Source organism: Actinomadura parmotrematis (genome assembly GCF_019458805.1).
GTDB lineage: Bacteria > Actinomycetota > Actinomycetes > Streptosporangiales > Streptosporangiaceae > Spirillospora > Spirillospora parmotrematis.
In genome coordinates this window covers 183,374-205,031 of sequence record NZ_JAIBOA010000011.1, presented here as the reverse complement: position 1 = coordinate 205,031, position 21,658 = coordinate 183,374, and the positions used below count along the sequence as shown (strand labels likewise).

Sequence of the window (21,658 nt, the reverse complement as noted above, 5' to 3'; positions counted from 1 at the left end):
TAATCCCCTTCCTCGCTCAGACGAACTTCTTCGACGCGAGGAACTCGGCGACCTTCGCGCCGCCGTCGCCCTCGTCGGTGACGATCTGGCCCTGCGCGCGCGGCGGGGCCTCGGCGAAGTCCACCACCTCGGTCGCGGCGTTGGCGAGGCCCACCTGGGCCGCGTCGATGCCGGCGGCCGCGATGTCGAGGGTCTCGACCGGCTTCTTCTTCGCCGCCATGATCCCCTTGAAGGAGGGGTAGCGCGGCTCGTTGATCTTCTCGACCACGCTCACCACGGCGGGCAGGGTCGCCTCGACCTTGTCGTGGCCGTAGTCGGTCTGCCGCTGGACCTTGATCGACGTGCCGTCGATCTCGACCTTGTTGGCGAGCGAGAGCTGCGGGACGCCGAGGCGCTCGGCCAGCATGGCGGCGAGCACGCCGGTGCGCGCGTCGGTGGACTCGGCGCCGAGGACCACCAGGTCGAAGCCGGTGGTGCCGAGGGCCTGCTGGATCGCGTAGGAGGTCTGCAGCGAGTCCGAGCCGGCGAGCGCGTCGTCCTTCAGGTGGACGGCCTTGTCGGCGCCCATGGCGAGGGCCTTGCGGATCGACTCGGCGGCCTTGTCGGGGCCCATGGTGAGGACGGTCACCTCGCCGCCGTGGGCCTCCTTGATGAGCAGCGCCTCTTCGATGGCGTACTCGTCCAGCTCGTTGATCACACCGTCGGCGGCGGCGCGGTCGAGCGTGTTGTCATCGGACTTCAGCTTGCGCGGGCTCTCCGTATCGGGAACCTGCTTCACCAGGACGACGATGTTCATGGCCGGTGGCCGACCTCCCTGCATCTGTTCGGCCGCTGGGGTGAGCGGTCAGAGGGGCGCCGCCCGGGAGGGTCGACGCTTGCAACCGTTGCGTTGGGCACACAGCCTGCCAAACACCCGAACGCCCTTCGGAGCCGGGTCCCCGGTTCGGCCGTGCCGCTCAAATGTTACCGATCGGTAGCCTGGGCGCAAAATCCCAGCTGATGAGACCTTACCCACGCACCCCCCGGACGCACGGGCGACTTGTCCCCTGCCATCACCCGTGCCGGATATCGCTGTACTCCGCCACCGCTCCGGTGATCCCTAGGGCAGCGCGCCCACCGTGGGGAGCCAGGCGGGGTGCAGGCCTGGCCAGACCAGGAGACCACCGAGAATCGCGAGTCCCACGACCGCGATGACGAGCCCCCGGGCGCCCCGTCGCGATGCGCTGCTCACGATCGCGCCGAGGAACACCATCGTCACGGCACAAGAAGTGATCCAGAGTCGATCGGCCTCTGCCAGCGCGAGGATTCCCACGACCAGACCGACGACCACCGCCCAGCCGACGGTGAGGAGGAAGGCGAAACCGAAACACCCGAGGGTGCCGGCTTCCTTCGCCGGCTCCTCAGAAGTCCGGCGCCGCTCGCGCTCGCCCTGCCGCTCCGCCGCCGTGCTGATGCCGATGAGCAGCGGGATCGCCACCAAAGGAAAGGTGTACCCGATCACCGGAAGGGCCGCTCCGAGCAGGTCGGCGGCCATCGTTCCCGTGCGCCGCCTCGCTCGTCCGGCGTCCTTGAGAACCGGTTCCGCCCGGAGCCCCGCGTCCGAAGTCGCCTCGCCCGCCGCATCGGCCGCATACGCCTCGTCCCCACCGTCCTGCGGCTCCGAATGGGAGGCGATCTCCCAGATCATGTCTCCGCGGCCCACGCCGTTCAGGCGCGGCACGCCCCAGCCGGTGACACGCACCCGGCCCGTACTCTGTGGCGGAAGGGTGATCGTCTTTGTCCCTTCCAGAGTGAGGACTTCCTGAACGCCGCCGGTCTGTGCCACCGCGCCGCCGATACGTTCGGCGGCGATCAGGTCGTCACCCAGCCGCGTCCAGCGCGTGTCAGGCGATACCCGCACGTGCACGCGCAAGGCGCCGTGCGCACCTCCACGCCGACCCGGCTCGCCCCTTCCTTCGATCACCAGCACATGGCCGTCGCGGACGCCGGGCGGGACCTCCACCTGCGTTCTTCGTTCGGTCGCGCCCGCCTCGACGGTCGTGCCGGTCAGCACGGCTTCCAGCGGCACGACGATCCACGACTCCACGTCGGCTCCGGTTTCCGGCCCAAGCCGCTGCAAGCCCGCCGCCGCGCTTCGGTCCGCGGCGCCGAGGCGTGCTCTCAGCTCGGCCGCCGAGGCAACGGCCTCCTTCTCGTGAACGGTCCCGACCAGCGCGGCGGCCGCTTCGAGCGCCCGTCGCTCGCACTCACCGAGCTCGGCCAGTCCGGTTTCGAGGTCCTTCCGCCGCTCGATCGCCGCCGCGTCGCTCAGCCGGTCCCCGTCCTCCGCGGTGATCCTGACGGACCGCCCCAGCTCGCGTTCGGCCCGGTCGAAGCGCAGCACAGCCTCCTGGAGCGCCTCCCTGGTCGGAAGATGCGGGCAGGGCAGGACCTGGAGCGTGACGTGCAGGTCGCCTCGGCCTCCGCCGGCGCGCGGGAACCCGCGACCGGCGATGCGCAGCCGGTCCCCGTCCTTGACGGACGGGGAGAGCGGGAGGGAAACGCGGGAGCGATCCGGCAGGTCGACGGAGCGCCGCCCGCCTCGCGCGGCCGTTTCCTCGTCGAGGACGAGTGGCAGGTACAGGTCGTCGCCGCGCCGTTCGTGCCCCGGCTCCGCGACGACCTCGAAGACCACGCGGACGCCCTCGCCGACCTCCGCGATCCTGCCTGTGAGCGCCTCGTGCGGAACCGAGAAGCGCACGGTGCGCCCGCCGGCCTCCACCTCCCGCTCGGCTCCGGCGAACACCTCACCCAGGGACACCTCGACGGGCAGCGGCGGCCTCGGGACGCGCGGCTCCGGCACGGTCGCGGCGCCCTCCAGCTGGCGAAGGCGGCCGGGCAGCTCGGCGGCGGGCGGGCGGTCGCGGGGGTCCGATGCCAGGGCCTTGGCGAGCAGGCCGCGCAGGCCGTCCGGCACGCCGTCCAGGTCGGGCAGGCCGCTGAAGATCCGGTACATGATCGCCTCGTCGGAGCCCGCCTCGAAGGCGTTCCGGCCGGACGCGGCCCAGACCATGGACGCTGCCCAGGCGAACACGTCCACCGCCGGCGTCGGCTGCTCGCCGCGCCACAGCTCGGGCGCCATGTAGCGGACCGAGCCAGCGCGGGCGCCGCCGAGCCGGGTGATGCGGGTGGCGCCGAGGGTGTGCGCGATGCCGAAGTCGATGATCATCGGGCGGCCGTCGTCCAGCACGATGTTGTCCGGTTTGACGTCGCGGTGCACGATGCCGGCCGCGTGGATCGCCGCCAGGGCCGCGGCGCTGCCGCGGAGCAGCACGTCCAGCGCCGCGCCGCGGAGCGGGCCGGACTCGGCGACCGTGCGCTGCAGCGAGCGGCCCTGCGCGTACCGCGTTACCAGGTAGGGCGGCTCGGTGTCCAGATCGAAGCCGAGGATCGCCGCCACGCCCTCGTGCCGGACCGCGCTCATCACCTCGACCTCGCGAGCGAAGCGCGCCCGGATCGAACGGTCGTCCAGCATGTGCCGGTGCAGGAGCTTGACGGCGACGGTGCGGCCGGTGGGGGCGAGCGCGAGATGGACCTCGCCCATGGCGCCCGCGCCGATGCGGCGGAGCAGCTCGTACTCTCCCGCCCGTTCCGGCACCGCCGCCCCCTTTCCTCCCCTTCGTCAGATCATAGATAGCTCTGGAGCCGGCCGAGGGAGTTCTCCAGGGAGCTCTGCAGGCCGTACATCGGCGCGAAGCTCGGCGTCAGGGAGAGGGCGGCGCCGGCGGCGGCGAAGGCGAGCAGGCCGAGGACGACGCCCGCCGCCGCGATGCGGTGCGGGACGCGGGCGGCGCGCAGGAACGCCTCCTCCAGCAGGCGGCGCGGGCCGCCGAGGCCCGGCGCGAGCCAGAGCACGGCGGTGCCGGCGCCCGCGCCGAGCGCGGCGGCGCCGAGCGGCTCGACGACGACGTCCACCGCCGCCAGGGCGGTGATCGCGAGCGGGACGGCCACCGCGACCGCCCCCGCGTAGGGCAGCGACAGCGCCGTCGTGCCGAGGGCGAGCAGGCGGCCCCGCAGCGGGGCGGGCGCCGCGAGCCGCAGCAGGCCGGTGGCGAGGAACGACAGGGCGAGCCCGGCGACCGGCATCAGCACCGTCACGCTCACCGCGATGACCGCGACCAGGATCGTCAGCAGCCGCGCCCAGCCGCGCGCCATCTCCAGCTCGGGCCGCGGGACCGCGACGGCGGCCGGCGGCGGGGCGGCCGGGTCCGCGGCGGCCGGGCGGGGTTCGGGGACGGGCGCGGCCGGTGCGGAGGCGGGTGCGGGGGCCGGGCCGAGGTCCAGGGCCTCGACCGCCTCGGCCAGTTCGGCCGCCGAGGGGCGGACGGCCGCGTCGGCGGCGGTCGCGGCGCGCAGCAGCGGCACGAGCGGCGCCGGGACGTCGCCGCCGCCGGGCGCGGTCGCCGCGAAGGTCACCGTGGCGGCCCAGGCGTACACGTCGTCGGCCTCGGTGGCGGCCGCGAGGCCGAAGTCGACCAGGACGGGCGCGCCGTCCACCACCAGGACGCTGCCCGGCGCGAGCCCGCCGTGCGCGAGGCCCGCCCGGTGGATCGCGGCGAGGCCTTTGGCGAGGCCGAGCGCGAGGAGGCGGAGGGCGGCGCCGCGCAGCGGCCCGTGGCCGGCGACGTGCTCCTCCAGCGGGCGGCCGGGGACGAAGCGGGTGACGACGTAGGCGCCCGGGTCGCCGTCGAGGACGTCGGCCACGTACGGGCTGAGGACGCCGCGCATGGCCGCGATGTCGGGGCGGTGGCCGCCCGCCGCGCCGTCCAGGCGGCGGATCGCGACGTCGCGGCCGGACCGGTCGGCGGCGCGGTGCCCGCCGCGTCCGTCGCCGAGGCGGGACAGCAGCCGGTAGGGGCCGATGGATTCCTCGTGCGGCGCGTCCTCGGTCATAGGGTTGGCCAGCCTAGCGGCGGAGCGCCCGCTAGAGGAACGGGAGCCCGTCCACGAGATCGTTGACGTCCCCGCGCAGGTTCTCCAGGCTCCGGCTCATCCCGTTCACCGGGGTGGTGTCGGGCGGCTGGCGGACCGACAGGGCGGCGAGCACGCCCGCGAACAGCCCGACGATCAGCACGCCCGCCAGGGCCGCCTCGGTGCGCGGCATGAGGCCGCCCCAGACGCGCGCGAGCTGGCGGCGCGGGGCGCCGCTGCCGGGGGCGAGCGCGAGCAGCGCCACGACGAGCATCGCCGCGTAGGCGATGGCCCGCGCGGCGCTCATGTCGGCATTGGCGAACATCAGCACGCCGAGCAGGATCGCGCCCGCGCAGAGCGCGAGCCCGCCGAGCAGCGCCGTCATCATCACCGCGCCCGGCAGGTGCAGCGGCGTGCGGAGCGCCGCCCCGACGACGTCGCCGGGGCGCGGGCCGCGCCGGGTGCGGCGGTCCTCCATGCCCTTGGCGGACTTGTCGGCGGCGCGCAGCACGAGGACGCCCGCGACGGTCACGATGATCGCGAGGACCGGTGCGGTGTTGGCGAAGGCGAGCAGCGCGACGAGCACCAGCAGGCTGATCACCCGGTACCAGCCGTACGGCTTGCGCCGCTCGCGGTCGCGGTCCCGGTCGCGCTCGGGGCGCCGCGCCGCCTCGCCCGCCGGCTGCTGCTGCGGGTGCCGCGGCTGCTGCGGGTAGGGCTGGGGTGCGGCCTGCTGCTCGTAGGGCGGCGGGACGTAGGGCGGCGGGGCGGCCGCCTGCTGCGCCTGCTCGTCCGGCCGGCGCGACAGGCCCGCCTTGCGCGGCCGGTTGTCGCGCGGCGGCGGGAAGGCGTACGGCGCGGGGCCGGTCGTCTCGGCGGGCGGCGGCGCGGCGGGCGGCAGCAGGCCCTGGAAGTCCTTCGGCTGGGCGGGCGGCGGCGTCGGGCCCGGCATGGCGAAGTGCCGCGAGTGGTCGGCGGCGGTCGCCTCCAGCGGCGAGGTCGCGCCGGACGCCGCGCCCGCCGGGGCGTCGAAGCGGGTGGCGGGTTCCTCGACCGCGAGGCCCGGCCCGTCGACGCGGGTCTGGTCGGTGATCGTCGCCTCGACGTGGATGCGGCGGGCGATCTGCACCAGGCCGACGGCGGTGGGCCGCTCGGCGGGGTGGCGGGCCATCGCCGACCGCAGCAGCGGCAGCAGCGGCGCCGGGACGCCGTCCAGGTCCGGGGTGTTCTGCATGATCTTGTAGAAGATCGACTCGAAGGTGCCGGCGCCGAACGGCGGGCGGCCGGTCGCGGCGTAGGCGACGGTCGCGGCGAGCGCGTGCACGTCCGCGGGCGGGCCCGCGTCCTCGCCCTCGATGATCTCGGGGGCCAGGTAGCCGGGGGTGCCGATGACCATGCCGGTGGCGGTCAGCCGGGTGGCGTCGGCGGCCTGCGCGATGCCGAAGTCGATCACCACCGGCTCGCCGTCCACCAGCATGACGTTGCCGGGCTTGAGGTCGCGGTGCACGATGCCGGCGCCGTGGATCGCCGACAGCGCGGCGGCGAGGCCGACGGTGAGCCGCTGCAGGGCGGCCGCGGCGAGCGGGCCGTCGGTCTCGACGATCTCCTCCAGCGTGCGGCCCGGCACGTACTGGGTGACGATGTGCGGCCGGTCGGCGGTGACGTCGGCGTCCAGGATCTCGGCGACGTGCGGGCTGTGCACCCGGCGCATCGAGTCGACCTCGCGGGCCAGCCGGCGGCGCGCGGTGGCGTCGCCGGCGACGGCCGGGCGCAGCACCTTGATCGCGACGTTCCGGCCGGCCTGGTCGGCGCCCAGGTACACCACGCCCATGCCGCCCTCGCCGAGGGTCCGCAGGACGCGGTACTGGCCGATCATCTCGCCGGACGTGGTGGCTCCCCTCATCGTTTCCGCAAACCCTACCCCTGCTCCGCGGCCAGGGCCCCGGCCCGCTCGGCGCCCCCGCCGCCGGGCCCGCCGCCCGGCCCGGCGCCGTCCCGCCAGCCCGCGAAGGCGCCCGCGAACCAGCGCGCCGAGGGCCGCTCGGCGGGGTCGCGGTGCAGGCCGCGGCGGATCAGCGCGGCGAGCGGCTCGGCGATCCCGTCCAGGTCGCTCTGGCCGCGCAGGATGCGGAAGCACACCCCGTGCAGCGAGCCGCGGCCGAACGGCGGGCGGCCGGTGGCGGCGTAGGCGAGCGTCGCGGCGTAGGCGAACAGGTCGGACGCGCGCGAGGCCCGGCCGCCCTCGATGATCTCGGGCGCCAGGTAGGCCGGGGTGCCGATGACCATGCCGGCCTTGGTGACCTGCTCGGCGCCCTGGCCGAGCGCGATGCCGAAGTCGACCAGCACCGGCCGGTCGTTCAGCACCATCACGTTGTGCGGCGACAGGTCGCGGTGCAGCACCCCGGCGTCGTGGACGGCGGCGAGGCCGAGCGCCATCGAGCGCGCCAGCCGGGGCAGCCGGGGCGCGCCCACCGGCCCGTAGGTCTCCACCAGGTCGCCGAGCGGCGCGCCCGGCACGTACTGGGTGACCAGGAAGGGCCGGTCGCCGTCGATGCGGGCGTCCAGCAGCCGCGCGACGTGCGGGCTGTCGACCCGGGCCTGCGCGGCGACCTCGCGGGCGAGGCGCCGCCGGGCCTCGGGGTCGGCGGCGAACTCGGGGCTGATCTCCTTGACCGCGACCTCGCGGCCGGTGGAGTCCATGGCCAGGTACACCACGGCCGTGCTCCCCCGGCCGATCTCGTCGAGCAGCCGGTAGCCGCCCAGCCGTCGATGCGTCCCCATGACCCCTATGACGCCGGAAACGGGGCCCGCGTTCCGATCGTTTCCCGGCCGGGACGGGCCGCCGTCAGCCCTTGCGCGCGGCCTGGCGGGCGCGCCGCTCCTCGCGGCGGGTCTCGAACTTCGTCGCGGCGGCGTCGAGCTGCTCCATGAACTCGGCGAGCTCGTCGCGGGCCTTGGCGCCGTCGCCGGTGAACTCCCGGTCCCAGATGCCCCACTTGCGCAGGCACGGCTGGAGGACGTCGTCGTGGTGCAGCCGCAGGTCGTAGATCCCGGCGTTGGCGATCATCACGGACTTGCGCAGGAACCCCTCGATGCCGGCGCCCGGCATCTCGAACGCCTTGACGACCTCGGTGATGGCGCGCATGGTCTCGTTCGGCGCGGCCTCCAGCGAGGCGGCCATCAGGTTCCGGTAGAAGATCATGTGCAGGTTCTCGTCCTTGGCGACGCGGGCGAGCATCTGCTCGCAGACCGGGTCGCCGGACGCCTTGCCGGTGTTGCGGTGCGCGACGCGGGTGGCGAGCTCCTGGAACGACACGTAGGCGGTGCCGTGCAGGAAGGCGTCGCCGTGGGTGGCGGTGTAGCCCTGCTCCATGTGCGTCATCCGGGCGCGCTCCAGCGCGATCGGGTCGACCGCGCGGGTGACGGTCAGGTAGTCGCGGATGACGATGCCGTGCCGGTTCTCCTCGGCGGTCCACCGGTTCACCCAGGTGCCCCAGGCGCCCTCGCGGCCGTACACGCCGGCGATCGCGTTGTGGTAGCCGGGCAGGTTGTCCTCGGTGAGCAGGTTGACGATCAGCGAGGTCCGGGCCACCTCGTCCAGCGAGGAGTCCTCGGGCGTCCAGCCGTCGCCGCCGATCGGCCCGTCGAAGTCGCGCCCCTGCGACCACGGCACGTACTGGTGGGGGAACCACTCGTCTGCCATGGACAGGTGGCGGTTCAGCTCCTTCTCGGCCACCGGTTCGAGGTCGGTCAGCAGGCCGGTCTGGAACTTCTCCTCGGGCGTCAGGGACATGGTGCGCAGATCCTTCGCTGGACGTCGGGTGGGGTCGCTCCGATCACCGTAGGGGTCCGCCGTACCCGCGGCGACCGAACCTACGCGACCGTAGGTTCCAGGTTTCGCGATCCGGGGCAGCCGCGTCAAGCCACCCCTGTCACAATCAACCCGCGCAAATCTTTGTAGGGATCGTCCACGTGCGGCGGCGCGCGCCGCGTGCGCGGAGGATCACTGCGTGTCGGCGGCCTGCCGCCACACGCGGGTCGCGGCGGCCCGCAGCAGCGGCCGCGGCAGCACCCTGAGCGCGGGCAGCGCCGCCTTGTACTGCAGGCCCGGGACGCAGAGCGCGCGGCCGGCGGCGACGGCGTCCAGGCCGGCGGCGGCGACGTCGGCGCGGCGCGTCCAGAGCAGCCCGGCGCCCTGCTCCTCGTCGGTGCGGGTGAAGCCGGGGCAGAGCGCGGTCACGTGCACGCCGCGGCCGGCGACCTCGGCGTGCAGGCTTTCGGAGAACGACGCGACGTACGCCTTGGTCGCCCCGTAGGTGGCACTGCCCGGCGACGGCGCGAACCCGGCCATCGACGCGACGTTGAGGACGCCGCCGCGGCCGCGCTCCAGCATCGCGGGCAGCGCGGCGTGGGTGAGCCGCACGAGCGCGGTGACGTTGAGCTCGATCTCCTGGAGCTGGTCGTCCAGGTCCAGCTCGGCGAAGGCGCCGAAGGCCCCGTACCCGGCGTTGTTGACCAGCAGCTCGACGGCGCCGGCGCGCAGCCGCTCCGCCACCTCGCCGCGCGCGGCCGGGTCGGTGAGGTCGGCGGCGATCACCTCGACCGCGACGCGGTGCCGCTCCACCAGGTCGCGGGCGAGCCGGTCCAGCAGGTCGGCCCGGCGCGCCACGACCACCAGGTCGGTGCCGCGAGCGGCCAGGATCCGGGCGAAGCTCTCGCCGATGCCGCTGGAGGCGCCCGTCACGAGCGCGGTCCGGAAACCCTGTCGCAAGCCCTGTCGCATGGCGGCCGATGCTACCGACCCGCGGCCCGCACGCCCGCCCGGGATGCCGTTTGACCCGAAATGTCACGGGTACCCGGGGAGCACCCCTGGGAGGCGAAGTGGCAAGTTACGTCAGGGAAGCGGCCCGGAACCCGTTCGTGCTGAAGATCTCGATGCTGGCCGCGCTCGGCGGCCTGCTGTTCGGCTACGACACCGGCGTGATCTCCGGCGCGCTCCTCTACATCAAGCAGGACCTCGGCGCGGGATCCCTGGCCCAGTCGTGGATCGTCGCCGGGCTGCTGCTCGGCGCGGTCGCCGGCGCCCTGATCGGCGGCCGGCTCGCCGACCGGATCAGCCGCCGCTGGACCCTGCTGATCGCCGGGATCGTCTACGTGGCGGCCGCGCTCGGCGCCGCCCTCGCGCAGACCACCGGCCAGCTCATCGCCGCCCGCGTCGTGCTCGGCCTCGCCGTCGGCGCCGCGTCCGCGGTGGTGCCGCTCTACATCTCCGAGCACACCCCGCCCAGGATCCGCGGCGGCACGGTGTCCTACAACCAGCTCATGGTGACGATCGGCATCCTGGTCGCCTACCTGGTGAACTTCGCGCTCCGCGACACCGGCGACGGGTGGCGGTGGATGCTCGGCATCGGCGCCGCACCCGGCGTCGTCCTGGTGATCGCCATGGCGTTCGTCCCCTACAGCCCGCGCTGGCTGATGATGCGCGGCCGCCGCGACGAGGCCCGCGCCGTCCTCGCCCGCAGCCGCGGCGGCGACGAGGCCGACGCCGAGCTCGACGAGATCGACAGCGTGCTCTCCCAGGAGCGCCGGCACGGCCTGCGCGAGCTGTTCGGGCCCCGGCTGCGCCCCATGCTGATCGTCGGGATCGGGCTCGCGGTGATCCAGCAGATCGTCGGCGTCAACACCGTCATCTACTTCTCGCCGACCATCCTCACCTACACCGGCCTGGACGCCAGCGACGCGATCGCGCAGGCGCTCACCGTCGGCGTCACCAACGTGGTCTTCACGATCGTGGCGGTGCTGCTGCTCGACCGCGTCGGCCGCCGCACCCTGCTGATCGTCGGCACCGCCGGCCTCACCGTCGCGCTCGCCCTGCTCGCGCTGTTCTTCGGCCTCGGCTGGAAGGACGGCGCCCCGTGGGTCGCGCTCGTCGCGCTGGTGCTGTTCATCGCCTCGTTCGCGATCGGGCTCGGCCCGGTGTTCTGGCTGATGATCTCCGAGATCTTCCCGCTGGCGGTGCGCGGGCAGGCCATCGCGGTGTGCAGCGTCTTCAACTGGGTCGCCAACTTCTTCGTGTCCTACTACTTCCTCCAGCTCATCGACGCGATCGGGCGGCCGGCCACGTTCTGGCTGTACGCGGGCCTCGCCGTCGTCGGCATCGTGTTCTTCGTGGCGCGCGTCCCCGAGACGCGCGACCGCACGCTGGAGCAGATCGAGCGCGAGCTGAGCGGCGGCGACCCCGCCCCCGGCGCCGGCCCGTCGGGCAGCGCCCCGGCCGCCACCTGAACGCCGCGCGGCCGGCCGGACGACCCCGGCCGGCCGCGCGAGCTCCAACCCGCCGGATCAGGCGTGCGGGCGCCCGCCCATCGCGACCTCGACGGGCGGCAGCATCGCCGCCGGATCCCCGCCGCCGAACCACACCCCGATGACGAACGCCGCGGTCGCCTCCAGCTGCCCGGCCCGCGCGAGCCCGCCGCCGTCCACCGGCTCGCACCCCAGATCCCGGACGAGGCCCCGCACCGCCGCGAGCGCCCCCGCGTCGTCGCCGCACAGCGGGACGCCGAGCGGGCCGCCGACGGCCGCCCGCGGCGCCCGCCAGATCCCCTCGTGCACCAGGTTGAACGCCTTGACGACGTGCGCGCCGGGCGCGGCGGCCGCGATCCGCTCGGCGCCCGAGGCGCCGCCCGCCGTCAGCAGCCGGAAATCGGGGCCGCCGATCGGATTGGTGCAATCGACGAGCACCTTCCCCTGCCAGGGGCCGACCGCGCGGACGACGTCCTCGGCCGCGCCGTAGGGCACGGCCAGCAGAACGACGTCCCCGTATACGGCCGCGTCCGCCAACCCGCCCGCCGCCGCACCGATGCGGGCCGCCAGCGCGTCCGCCCGACCGCGGTCGCGCGCGCCGACCATCACCTCGTGTCCCGCGCGCGCCCACGCGCCGCCGAGCGCGTCCGCCATGTTCCCCGCGCCGAGCACACCGATCCTCATGGAAAGCCTCCCTCGTCCGTTACGTTCGGGACGGTAGGCGTTCCGTCAGGCACCTCCGGGTGCGCATCGGAGGAGGCACGATGTTCATCGCCGACTGCCCGGCGCGGCTCGGGTTCGACCTCATCTCGGGCCAGTGGACGAGCGTCGTCCTCTACGCCCTGCGCGAGGGGCCGCGCCGTCCCGGCGAGCTGCGCGAGCACATCGGCGGCATCAGCCAGAAGGTCCTCACCGCGACGCTGCGGCGCCTGGAGGCGAGCGGCCTCGTCGAGCGCCGCCGCTACGCCGAGGCGCCGCCGCGCGTCGAGTACGCGCTGACCGACGCCGGGCGCGGGCTGCTGGAGCCGATCCTCGCGCTCGGCCGCTGGACCGAGCGCTACGGCGACCAGGTGCTCGCCGCCCAGGAGGCCGCCGAGGTCAGCGGCCCCTGAACGTCGCCTTGCCCGGCCCCTCCTCCACGAAGCTGCGCATGCCGGCCTTCTGGTCCTCGGTGGCGAACAGCGCGGCGAACTGGGTCCGCTCGATCTCCAGGCCGGTCGCCAGGTCCACCTCCAGGCCGCTGTCGATCGCCTGCTTGGCGGCGCGCAGCGCCACCGCCGGGCCGCCGGCGAACGACGCCGCCCACTCCCGCGCGGCGGTGTACACCTCGGCGTCGGGGACGACGCGGTCCACCAGGCCGAGCGCGAGCGCCTCGGCGGCCTCCACGTGCCGCCCCGAGAAGATCAGGTCCTTGGCGCGGGACGGGCCGATCAGCCGGGCGAGGCGCTGCGTCCCGCCCGCACCCGGGATGATGCCGAGCCGGATCTCCGGCTGCCCCACCTTCGCGCCCTCCCCCGCGACCCGCAGGTCCGCCGTCAGCGCCACCTCCAGGCCGCCGCCGAGCGCGTAGCCGGTGATCGCCGCGACGACCGGCTTCGGGATCGCCGCCAGGGCCTTGGTGAAGTCCTGCAACAGGCGCGAGTGCCCCGCCGACATCTCGGCGTACGACATCGGCGCCATCTCCTTGATGTCCGCGCCCGCCGCGAACACCCGCTCGCCCCCGTACAGCACGACCGCGCCCACCGCGTCGTCCTCGGTCACCTGCCGGGCCGCCTCGATCAGTTCCCGCTGCATGGCCGCGTCGAGCGCGTTCATCTTCGGCCGGTCCAGCCGGATCGTCGCGACCCCGCCCTCGACCTCGACCCGCACGAACTCGCCCACGACAGCCTCCCTCGACCATGCCCGAACCGGCGCACCGAGCCTAACCGCACCCCCTTCCGTCACTGGCGTCCGGTAGCTTCGAGCGGGCAGTCCGTCGGGGCGGGGGGAGTCGAACGTCATGCTGGTCGCGCACGCCACCTGGCACGGCGGCGCGCTCTGCCTGTGGGCCGAGCGCACCGGGCCGCACCGCCCCGCCGGCGACGACCACCCCTTCGCCACCGCCGACTTCACCGGCACCTCCTACGAGCCGCTGCTCGGCGGCGCGTTCCGCGTCACCCTGCCGCTGCAGCTCCCCACCCACGGCGACCACCCGCAGCCGTCCGCCGAACTCGGCCCCGAACCCTACGGCGGCCCCGTCGAGCTGCGCGCCTGGCGCGTCCCCGCCCTCGCCCTGGAGCCGTTCGGCGCGATGGCGCTGCTCCAGGCCGCCGAGCACAGCGGCGACGTCATCGCCGGCACCGACCTGCGCTACCTGTGCCTCATCGCCGACGAGGCCGCCGACCTCGCCGCCCGCGGCCGCGTCCTGCCCGCCCTGCGGCGCGAGGACGGCGACCTCGTCGCCCGCTGGCGGCCCGTCCTCGACGACGCCGCCCGCTTCGGCGACCTCGTCCGCGCCATGCCGGCCGCCTGCCGTGCCGCCGAGGGCGGCCGCCCCGCCGCCGCCGTCCTCCGCGAGGCCCTGGACGGCCTCGTCGACACCGCCGTCCGCGGCGCCGTCCCCCACCCCCTGCTGCCCGCCCGCGCCGGCCGGGCCCCCGACCGCCTGCCGCTGCCCGAGCGCTGGGTCCAGGCCCTCACCGGCCCCGACCCGTCGGTCCCCCGCGAGGCCCACGACGACGCCGACGACCTCATCGCCGAGCTCGACGCCTGGGCCGCCGCCTCCCGCCGCCCCACCGGCCCGCTGCGCGTCTGCTTCCGCCTCGCCGAACCCGGCGCCGAGGAGTTCACCGACGACCCCCTCGAGGAGCCCGCCGAGCCCGCCGGGGACGACGACGGCTGGCGCGTCGAGTTCGCCCTCCAGGGCACCGACGACCCCAGCCTCTACGTCCCCGCCGCCACCGTCTGGGCGGGCGAGGCCCCGACCGTCGCGGACGCCGAGGACACCCTCCTCGCCGGCCTCGGCCGCGCCCTCCGCCTGTTCCCCGACATGGCCCCCGCCCTCGACACCGCCACCCCCGGCGAGCTGCGCCTCGACACCGCGGGCGCCTTCCGCTTCCTCCGCCAGTCCGCCCCCATGCTCGCCGCCGCCGGCTTCGGCGTCCTGCTGCCCACCTGGGCCGGCAAGGCCCGCCTCGGCCTGCGCTTCACCGCCCGCACCGACCCCGACGAGGGCGGCGGCGCCGCCGCGTCCTCGGGCTTCGACCTCAAGGGCATGGTCCGCTTCCGCTGGGACCTCGCCATCGGCGACGACACCGTCGACGAGGCCGAGCTCGCCGAGCTCGCCCGCCTGAAGGCGCCCCTCGTCCGCCTGCGCGGCCAGTGGGTCGAGCTCGACGAGGAGCAGCTCGAAGCCGCCCTGGACTTCCTGCGCAACCCCCGCACCGGCCGGATGACCGCCGCCCAGGCGATGCGCGCCGTCGTCCACGCCGGCGACCCGGCCCTCCCCCTCACCGGCGTCGACGCCGACGGCGCCTTCGGCGACCTCCTCTCCGGCCACGCCGACCGCCGCCTGGACCCCGTTCCCACCCCCGGCGACCTGGACGCCGAGCTGCGTCCCTACCAGCGGCGCGGCCTCGCCTGGCTGGCGTTCATGGACGGCCTCGGCCTCGGCGCGCTCCTCGCGGACGACATGGGCTTGGGGAAAACGATCATCATGCTGTCGCTGCTGGTGCACGAGCGCGAGGGCGGCGCGGCGCCCGCGCCGACGCTCGCCGTCCTGCCCATGTCGCTGGTGGGGAACTGGCAGCGGGAGGCGGCGCGGTTCGCGCCGAAGCTGCGGGTGTACGTGCACCACGGGACCGGGCGGCACCGCGACGACGCGCTGGTGCGGGCGGCGTCGGCGGCCGATCTGGTGCTGACGACGTACGGGACGGCGGCGCGGGACGCGGCGATGCTCGGGCGGGTGGCGTGGGGACGCGTCATCTGCGACGAGGCGCAGGCGCTCAAGAACAGCGGGACGCAGCAGGCGCGGGCGGTGCGGGGCATCCCGGCGCGGACGCGGATCGCGCTCACCGGGACGCCGGTGGAGAACCACCTGACCGAGCTGTGGTCGATCATGGAGTTCGCGAATCCGGGTCTGCTCGGGCCGCGGGCGCACTTCCGCGAGCGGTTCGCGGTGCCGATCGAGAAGGACGGCGACGAGCGGGCGGCGATGGCGCTGAAGCGGGCGACGCAGCCGTTCGTGCTGCGGCGGCTGAAGACCGACAGGTCGATCATCGCGGACCTGCCGGAGAAGCAGGAGATCAAGGTCTACTGCAACCTGACGGCCGAGCAGGCGTCGCTGTACCGGGCGACGCTGGACGACATGCTCGCGCAGATCGCCGAGGCCGACGACAAGCAGCGGCGCGGCCTGGTGCTGGCGACGATGGCGAAGCTGAAGCAGGTCTGCAACCATCCGGCGCAGCTGCTCAAGGACGGATCGCGGCTGCAGGGCCGGTCGGGGAAGCTGGAGCGGCTGGAGGAGATCTGCGCCGAGGTGATGGAGCAGGGCGAGAAAGCCCTGGTGTTCACCCAGTACGCCGAGCTCGGCACGATGCTCCAGCCCTACCTGGCGGCGAAGCTGGAGCGGCCGGTGCTGTGGCTGCACGGCGGGACGTCCAAGCAGGCCCGCGACGACCTGGTGCAGCACTTCCAGCGGGACGCCGAGCCGTCGGTGTTCCTGCTGTCGCTGAAGGCGGCGGGGACGGGCCTCACGCTGACGGCGGCCAACCACGTGGTGCACCTGGACCGGTGGTGGAACCCGGCGGTGGAGGACCAGGCGACCGACCGGGCGTTCCGGATCGGGCAGACGCGGAACGTGCAGGTCCGCAAGTTCATCTGCGTCGGCACGATGGAGGAGCGGGTGGACGAGATGATCGAGCGCAAGAAGGCGCTCGCCGAGTCGATCGTCGGGACGGGCGAGGACTGGCTGACCGACCTGTCGGTCGCCGAGCTGCGCGACGTGCTGCGCCTCGGCCCGGAGGCGGTGAGCGGCTGATGGAGCGGTGGTGGTCGCGCCGGTTCGCCCGGCTGCTGGAGTCCTTCGCCGACCCGGACCGGCTCGCCGATCGGCAGGGCACGATCACGCAGCTGCGGGTGGACCCCTGCGAGGTCGTCGCGAAGGTGCGGGTGCCGGGCGAGGTGCACGACCTGACGGTCGGCATCGGCGCGATCGACGAGCTCGGCTGGCGGCGCGTCGAGGACGAGCTGGCGTCGCGCGCGGTGTTCCGCGCCAAGCTGCTCGCCGGGGAGGTGCCGCCGGAGATCGAGCTGGTGTTCGCCGAGGCGGGCCTGCCGCTGCTGCCGATGTCGGCGGGCGCCCTGCACCTGATGTGCTCGTGCGACGACTACGGCGAGCCGTGCCCGCACGCCGCGACCGTCCTGGACGCGCTCGGCCGCGCCTTCGACCAGGACCCGTTCCTGATCCTGGAGTGGAACGGCCGGTCCCGCGACGCGCTCCTGACGGCGCTGCGCCGCGCGCCCGCGGCCGACCCCGACCCGTTCGAGGTCGAGGAGGAGCCGCTGACCGCCGACGGCTACTGGGCGGCCCCCTCGGGCCTCGCCCGCCTGCGCGAGCGCCGCGCCGCTCCCCCGGTCCCGCCCGGCTTCGTCCTGGAGATCGCCGAGCCGCCGGCGGTCAAGGTCCGCCGCCGCGCCCTCGTCGACGTCCTCCTGCCCGCCTACGAGGCCCTCGCCGAGAACCCCTCGTCCCCCGAGGAATGACGCCCGGAGAAACCTCCCTCGCGGCGCGGCGTTCGGCCCGGCTGCTGCGCACCGCGTACCTGCCGGGCCGCCGGTCCCGAGCCCGGCGCGCGGGCGTTCACCGCCTACCTGGACCGCTGCGTCGCGACGGGGGAAAGGGCGGTTGATCAGGGTCTTTACCCGCCGGTCGGGCAGGCGCTACGGTGTCGGGGATCTTGGAGGTCCCCCCTATGCGTCGTCTCCTCGCGGCGGGCTGTGCCCTGCTGTCGGCGGCCGCGCTCGCGCAGCCCGCCACCGCGCGGGCCGCCGGGCCGAAGCCCGGCGGCGTCACCGCCGTCGCCCCGCTCCCCGCGAACCTGTGGCTGCCCGGCACCGGGTCCGCGCAGCGCCTCACCTACACCACCACCGGCCCGACCGGGAAGAGTGCCGTCAGCACCGGCGCCGTCTTCGTCCCGAAGGGCACCGCGCCCGAGGGCGGCTGGCCCGTCCTGTCGTGGACGCACGGCACGGTCGGCATCGGCGACGCGTGCGCGCCGTCCACCGCCGGCCGCTCCGACCGCGACATCACCTACCTGAAGCAGTGGCTCGCGCAGGGCTACGCGATCGTCGCGACCGACTACGTCGGCCTCGGCACGCCCGGCGTGCACCCCTACCTGGACGGCCGGTCGGCGGCCTACTCGGCCGCCGACATGGTGCGGGCGGCGCGCAGCGTCGACAAGAGCCTGGCGTCCAAGTGGGTCGTCATCGGGCAGTCGCAGGGCGGGCAGGCCGCGCTGTTCACCGCGAACCTGGCGCCGAAGTACGCGCCCGAGCTGGACTTCCGCGGCGCCGTCGCGACCGGCCCGCCCTCCAACCTGGAGGGCATCGTCTCGCTCGCCGGGCCCTACATCCCGAACCTGCCGCTGGACGACCTCACCGGCTACGTCGCCTACATCCTGGCCGGGCTGCGCGCCGCCCGCCCGGACTTCGACGTCGACAGGTACCTGACGCCGCTCGGGAAGAAGGCCGTCGCCGACGCCGAGACGCTCTGCTACGACGACATGGTCGCGAGCACCAAGGGCGTCGGCATCGGGCAGCTGCTGAACCGGTCGCTGTTCGACGCGCCGTTCTTCAACGCGCTGCGCGGCGTCATGGAGGTGCCGGTGTCCGGCTACACCAGGCCGTTCTACATCGCGCAGGGCATGGTCGACACGACCGTGCCGATCCCGCTGACGCTGAAGCTGGTCGCCGACCTCAAGGCACGGAACCAGCCGGTGACGTTCAAGGCGTACGCGGGCGCCGACCACAGCGGCAACATGGCCGCGTCGCTGCCCGACACGACCAAGTTCGTCGCGAACCTGTTCAAGTAGGCGTCGCCGCAGCTCAGCCGTGCCGGCGAGAGCCCGCCGACCCCCGGGGTCGGCGGGCTCTCGCCGTCCCGGCGTCAGCGCAGCACGCCGTCGGCCATCCCCTGCGGAGCGGGCGGCAGCGCCACCAGGCCCATCTCGGCGCGGGTCGCGAGGCCCTCGTGGCGGGGCACCACCCGCACGCTGTAGCCGAACGAGCCGCTCCGTTCCAGCGGGACGTCGCCGACGTAGCGGAGCCGCCCGTCCTCCAGCGGCTCGGGGCCGCCGAGCTCCAGGTAGGACGGGTCGGCGAGCGCGTCGGCGTCGTCCACCCGCCCGTAGGCGACCTCGACGGCGACGTCGGCGGGGTCGAGGCCGGCGAGCGCCACCACCACGCGGAGCGGCAGCCGGGCGCCGACGTTCATCCGGTCCTCGCCGACCGACTCCACGTGCTCGACCGCGACGCCCGGCCACGCCTTGGCGACCCGCTGCTTCCAGGCGGCGAGGTCGCGGGCGCCCGCGTGGTCGTCGGCGGCCATGGCGCGGCCCGCGTCCGCGGCCGGCACGTAGTACCGCTCGACGTACTCGCGCAGCATCCGGGTGGCGAGCACCTTCGGGCCCGTCCCGGCGATGGTGTGCTTGACCATCTCCAGCCAGCGGCGCGGCGCCCGGCCGCCGTCGCGGTCGTAGAACAGCGTCGCGACGTGGTCGGCGATCAGCTCGTAGAGCGCGGCGGCCTCCAGGTCGTCGCGGCGGTCGGGCGCCGACAGGCCGTCGGCGGACGGGATCGCCCAGCCGTTCTGCCCGTCGAACCACTCGTCCCACCAGCCGTCGCGGACCGACAGGTTGAGGCCGCCGTTCAGCGCCGCCTTCATGCCGGAGGTGCCGCACGCCTCCAGCGGCCGCAGCGGGTTGTTCATCCACACGTCGCAGCCCTGCACGAGCGACTGCCCGAGCGACATGTCGTAGTCGGGCAGGAACACGATGCGGTGCCGGACGTCCTCGCCGTCGGCGAACCGCACGATGTCCTGGATGAGGCGCTTGCCGCCCTCGTCGGCGGGGTGCGCCTTGCCCGCGATGAGGATCTGGACGGGCCGTTCGGGGTCCAGCAGCAGCGCCCGCAGCCGGTCCGGGTCGCGCATCATCAGGGTGAGGCGCTTGTAGGACGGGACGCGCCGCGCGAACCCGATGGTGAGGACGTCGGGGTCGAGGGCGTCGTCGATCCACGCCACCTCGGCCTCGCTCGCGCCGCGCTGGCGCCACGAGTCGCGCAGCCGGCGCCGCGCCTCCTCGACGAGGCGGGCGCGCAGGGTGCGGCGGACCGCCCAGATGTCCTCCTCGTCGACCTGGCGGACCTGGTCCCAGCCGTCCTCCGAGCCGAGCACCGCGGGCGCCTCGCGGGCGGCGAGCTCCAGCACCTCGCGGGCCACCCAGGTGCCGGCGTGCACGCCGTTGGTGACCGACCCGATCGGCACCTCGGCGGTGTCGAAGCCGCCCCACAGGCCGCCGAACATCTCCCGGCTGACCTCGCCGTGCAGCAGGCTGACGCCGTTGACGCGCTGGGCGAGGCGCATGCCCATGACGGCCATGTTGAACACGGTGAGGTCGCCGCCGGGGTAGTCCTCGGCGCCGAGCTCCAGGATGCGCTCGACCGGGACGTCGGGCTCCTCGTTGACGCCGCCGAAATAGGTGCGGACGAGCTCGCGGGGGAACCGGTCGATGCCCGCCGGGACGGGCGTGTGGGTGGTGAACACCGTGCCCGCGCGGGTCGCCTCCAGCGCCTCCCCGAACGCCAGGCCCCGTTCGGACACCAGCTCGCGGATGCGCTCCAGGCCGAGGAACCCCGCGTGGCCCTCGTTGGTGTGGAACACCTCGGGCGCCGGGTGCCCCGTGATGCGGCAGTAGGCGCGGATGGCGCGGACGCCGCCGATGCCGAGCAGCATCTCCTGGAGCAACCGGTGGTCGCCGCCGCCGCCGTACAGGCGGTCGGTGATGTCGCGGGCGGCCTGGTCGTTGTCCTCGACGTCGGAGTCCAGCAGCAGTTGCGGGACGCGGCCGACGCGCACCAGCCACACCTGGGCGTGCAGGTCGTGGCCCTGCGGCAGCCCGATGCTGATGCGCACCGGCGTCCCGTCGGCCTCGCGCAGCAGCGTCAGGGGCAGCCCGTTCGGATCGATCGGGGGGTAGCGCTCCAGCTGCCAGCCGTCGGGCGACAGCGACTGGGTGAAGTAGCCGTGCCGGTACAGCAGCCCGACGCCGATGATCGGGACGCCGAGGTCGCTCGCGGTCTTCAGATGGTCGCCGGCCAGGATGCCGAGGCCGCCCGAGTACTGCGGCAGGGTCGCGGTGATCCCGTACTCGGGCGAGAAGTAGGCGATGGCGCGCGGCGCCCCGCCGAGGGACTGGTACCAGCGGTCGGTGGTCAGGTAGTCGTGCAGCTCGTCGCCGGCGTCGCGCAGCCGGCGCAGGAAGCGCCGGTCGGCGGCCAGCTGCCCGATCCGCTCGGGAGAGACCTCGCCCAGCAGGCGGACGGGGTCGTGCCGGACGGCCTCCCACAGCGCGGGATCGACCGCGCGGAACAGATCGAGGGTCTCGTGGTGCCACGACCAGCGCAGGTTGAGGATCAGCTCTTCCAGGTCGCGCAGCGGCTCGGGAAGGACGGTACGTACGGTGAATCGTCGAATTGCCTTCACGCCCGGCCACGGTAAACGCTCAAGCCCCCTGAATGCGACCCGGCCACGGGACCGTCACCTAACGGACCGGTCCGTGGCACGCTCGCGAAGCCCCGGCAGCCGCAGCAGCGCGGCCCCGGCGAGGGCGCCGAGCGCGACGCCCGCCGAGTTGTAGACCATGTCGCCGGGGTCGCATTCCCGGCCCGGATCGAGCGTCTGCAGCAGCTCGACGCCGGTGAAGGCGGCCGACAGCACGGCCGCCGAGACGGCCGGGCGGCGCGTCGCGACGGCCGCGAGCAGCCCGCACGGCATCCACAGTGCGACGTTCATCACGTCCTCCAGCCCGCGGTCGCCGAAGGTGCGGACCATCCAGGCGGCCTCGGCGGCCGGGTGCGCGGCGCAGGCGGCGAGCCGGCCGCCCGCGCCCGCCGCCGCCGTCGCCGGCAGCGTCATGGCGAGGAGCAGCGCCGTCCAGACGAGCAGCGCCAGCGCGGACGGCGGCGGCCGGCCGGTGCGGCGGGCGAGCGGCCGCCAGGCGGCCGGGACGGCGGCGGCGCTCAGCGCGGCCCAGACGGCGAGCGCGCGGACGGCCTCGATGGGGACGTGGTGCGGCACACTTCCGATGACGAACCGGGCGCACCGGGGGTTCGCGGGCGGCCACTCCAGGTCGACGCAGGTGCGTCCGAC

The 21,658-nt window shown here is 74.7% G+C and carries 16 protein-coding genes; 5 read left to right on the top strand and 11 right to left on the bottom strand.

Annotation, left to right across the window (positions count from 1 at the left end; all coding sequences use genetic code 11):
* Positions 1-16: 16 nt before the first annotated feature.
* The 7 genes from K1Y72_RS19005 to K1Y72_RS18975 form a co-directional block, all read right to left on the bottom strand.
* The gene (locus K1Y72_RS19005) at positions 17-796 is read right to left on the bottom strand and encodes an electron transfer flavoprotein subunit beta/FixA family protein (RefSeq protein ID WP_220167696.1); all 780 of its coding nucleotides are present in this window, start codon (positions 794-796) and stop codon (positions 17-19) included.
* 303 nt (positions 797-1,099) lie between these two features.
* Positions 1,100-3,637 carry a protein kinase domain-containing protein gene (locus K1Y72_RS19000; RefSeq protein WP_220167695.1) on the bottom strand — a complete coding sequence of 846 codons (2,538 nt, stop codon included), beginning with the start codon at positions 3,635-3,637 and terminating at the stop codon, positions 1,100-1,102.
* A 29-nt stretch (positions 3,638-3,666) separates the two neighbouring features.
* Complete coding sequence (locus K1Y72_RS18995; protein WP_220167694.1) at positions 3,667-4,932, bottom strand: protein kinase family protein; 1,266 nt, start codon at positions 4,930-4,932, stop codon at positions 3,667-3,669.
* Between the two features lie 31 nt (positions 4,933-4,963).
* Complete coding sequence (locus tag K1Y72_RS18990; RefSeq protein ID WP_220167693.1) at positions 4,964-6,853, bottom strand: serine/threonine-protein kinase; 1,890 nt, start codon at positions 6,851-6,853, stop codon at positions 4,964-4,966.
* Between the two features lie 14 nt (positions 6,854-6,867).
* Complete coding sequence (locus K1Y72_RS18985; protein WP_220167692.1) at positions 6,868-7,731, bottom strand: serine/threonine-protein kinase; 864 nt, start codon at positions 7,729-7,731, stop codon at positions 6,868-6,870.
* 64 nt (positions 7,732-7,795) lie between these two features.
* Entirely contained in the window at positions 7,796-8,743 is a 948-nt protein-coding gene (locus tag K1Y72_RS18980; protein WP_220167691.1) for an acyl-ACP desaturase, read from the bottom strand.
* Between the two features lie 210 nt (positions 8,744-8,953).
* Entirely contained in the window at positions 8,954-9,733 is a 780-nt protein-coding gene (locus K1Y72_RS18975; protein WP_258572783.1) for an SDR family NAD(P)-dependent oxidoreductase, read from the bottom strand.
* Between the two features lie 98 nt (positions 9,734-9,831).
* On the opposite strand from K1Y72_RS18975, the gene K1Y72_RS18970 reads away from it, so the two are divergent.
* On the top strand, positions 9,832-11,235 hold the full coding sequence (locus K1Y72_RS18970) for a sugar porter family MFS transporter (protein ID WP_220167690.1): 1,404 nt from the start codon (positions 9,832-9,834) through the stop codon (positions 11,233-11,235).
* Positions 11,236-11,292: 57 nt separating this feature from the next.
* Here the strand turns inward: K1Y72_RS18970 and K1Y72_RS18965 are convergent, their stop codons facing one another.
* A complete protein-coding gene (locus tag K1Y72_RS18965; RefSeq protein ID WP_220167689.1) occupies positions 11,293-11,937 on the bottom strand; it encodes an NADPH-dependent F420 reductase in 645 nt (214 codons plus the stop codon).
* 80 nt (positions 11,938-12,017) lie between these two features.
* On the opposite strand from K1Y72_RS18965, the gene K1Y72_RS18960 reads away from it, so the two are divergent.
* The gene (locus K1Y72_RS18960; protein WP_220167688.1) at positions 12,018-12,365 is read left to right on the top strand and encodes a winged helix-turn-helix transcriptional regulator; all 348 of its coding nucleotides are present in this window, start codon (positions 12,018-12,020) and stop codon (positions 12,363-12,365) included.
* Here the strand turns inward: K1Y72_RS18960 and K1Y72_RS18955 are convergent.
* Positions 12,352-13,134 carry an enoyl-CoA hydratase/isomerase family protein gene (locus tag K1Y72_RS18955; protein WP_220167687.1) on the bottom strand — a complete coding sequence of 261 codons (783 nt, stop codon included), beginning with the start codon at positions 13,132-13,134 and terminating at the stop codon, positions 12,352-12,354. The two genes, K1Y72_RS18960 and K1Y72_RS18955, sit on opposite strands and share 14 nt — an antisense overlap.
* A gap of 118 nt (positions 13,135-13,252) precedes the next feature.
* On the opposite strand from K1Y72_RS18955, the gene K1Y72_RS18950 reads away from it, so the two are divergent.
* The 3 genes from K1Y72_RS18950 to K1Y72_RS18940 all read left to right on the top strand — a co-directional run bounded on the left by K1Y72_RS18950 (position 13,253) and on the right by K1Y72_RS18940 (position 18,323).
* The gene (locus K1Y72_RS18950; protein WP_220167686.1) at positions 13,253-16,270 is read left to right on the top strand and encodes a DEAD/DEAH box helicase; all 3,018 of its coding nucleotides are present in this window, start codon (positions 13,253-13,255) and stop codon (positions 16,268-16,270) included.
* A complete protein-coding gene (locus tag K1Y72_RS18945) occupies positions 16,270-16,995 on the top strand; it encodes an SWIM zinc finger family protein (protein WP_220167685.1) in 726 nt (241 codons plus the stop codon). Before K1Y72_RS18950 ends, K1Y72_RS18945 begins: the two co-directional genes overlap by 1 nt.
* Positions 16,996-17,204: 209 nt before the next feature.
* Positions 17,205-18,323, top strand: coding sequence for an alpha/beta fold hydrolase (locus K1Y72_RS18940; protein ID WP_220167684.1), 1,119 nt, complete (start codon positions 17,205-17,207; stop codon positions 18,321-18,323).
* 74 nt (positions 18,324-18,397) lie between these two features.
* Here K1Y72_RS18940 and glgP read toward each other — a convergent pair whose 3' ends face one another.
* Positions 18,398-20,992 (bottom strand): alpha-glucan family phosphorylase, encoded by a 2,595-nt coding sequence (glgP, locus tag K1Y72_RS18935; RefSeq protein ID WP_220167683.1) that lies wholly within the window; start codon positions 20,990-20,992, stop codon positions 18,398-18,400.
* Positions 20,993-21,046: 54 nt separating this feature from the next.
* On the bottom strand, positions 21,047-21,586 hold the full coding sequence (locus tag K1Y72_RS37210; RefSeq protein ID WP_220167682.1) for a VanZ family protein: 540 nt from the start codon (positions 21,584-21,586) through the stop codon (positions 21,047-21,049).
* Positions 21,587-21,658: the final 72 nt, after the last annotated feature.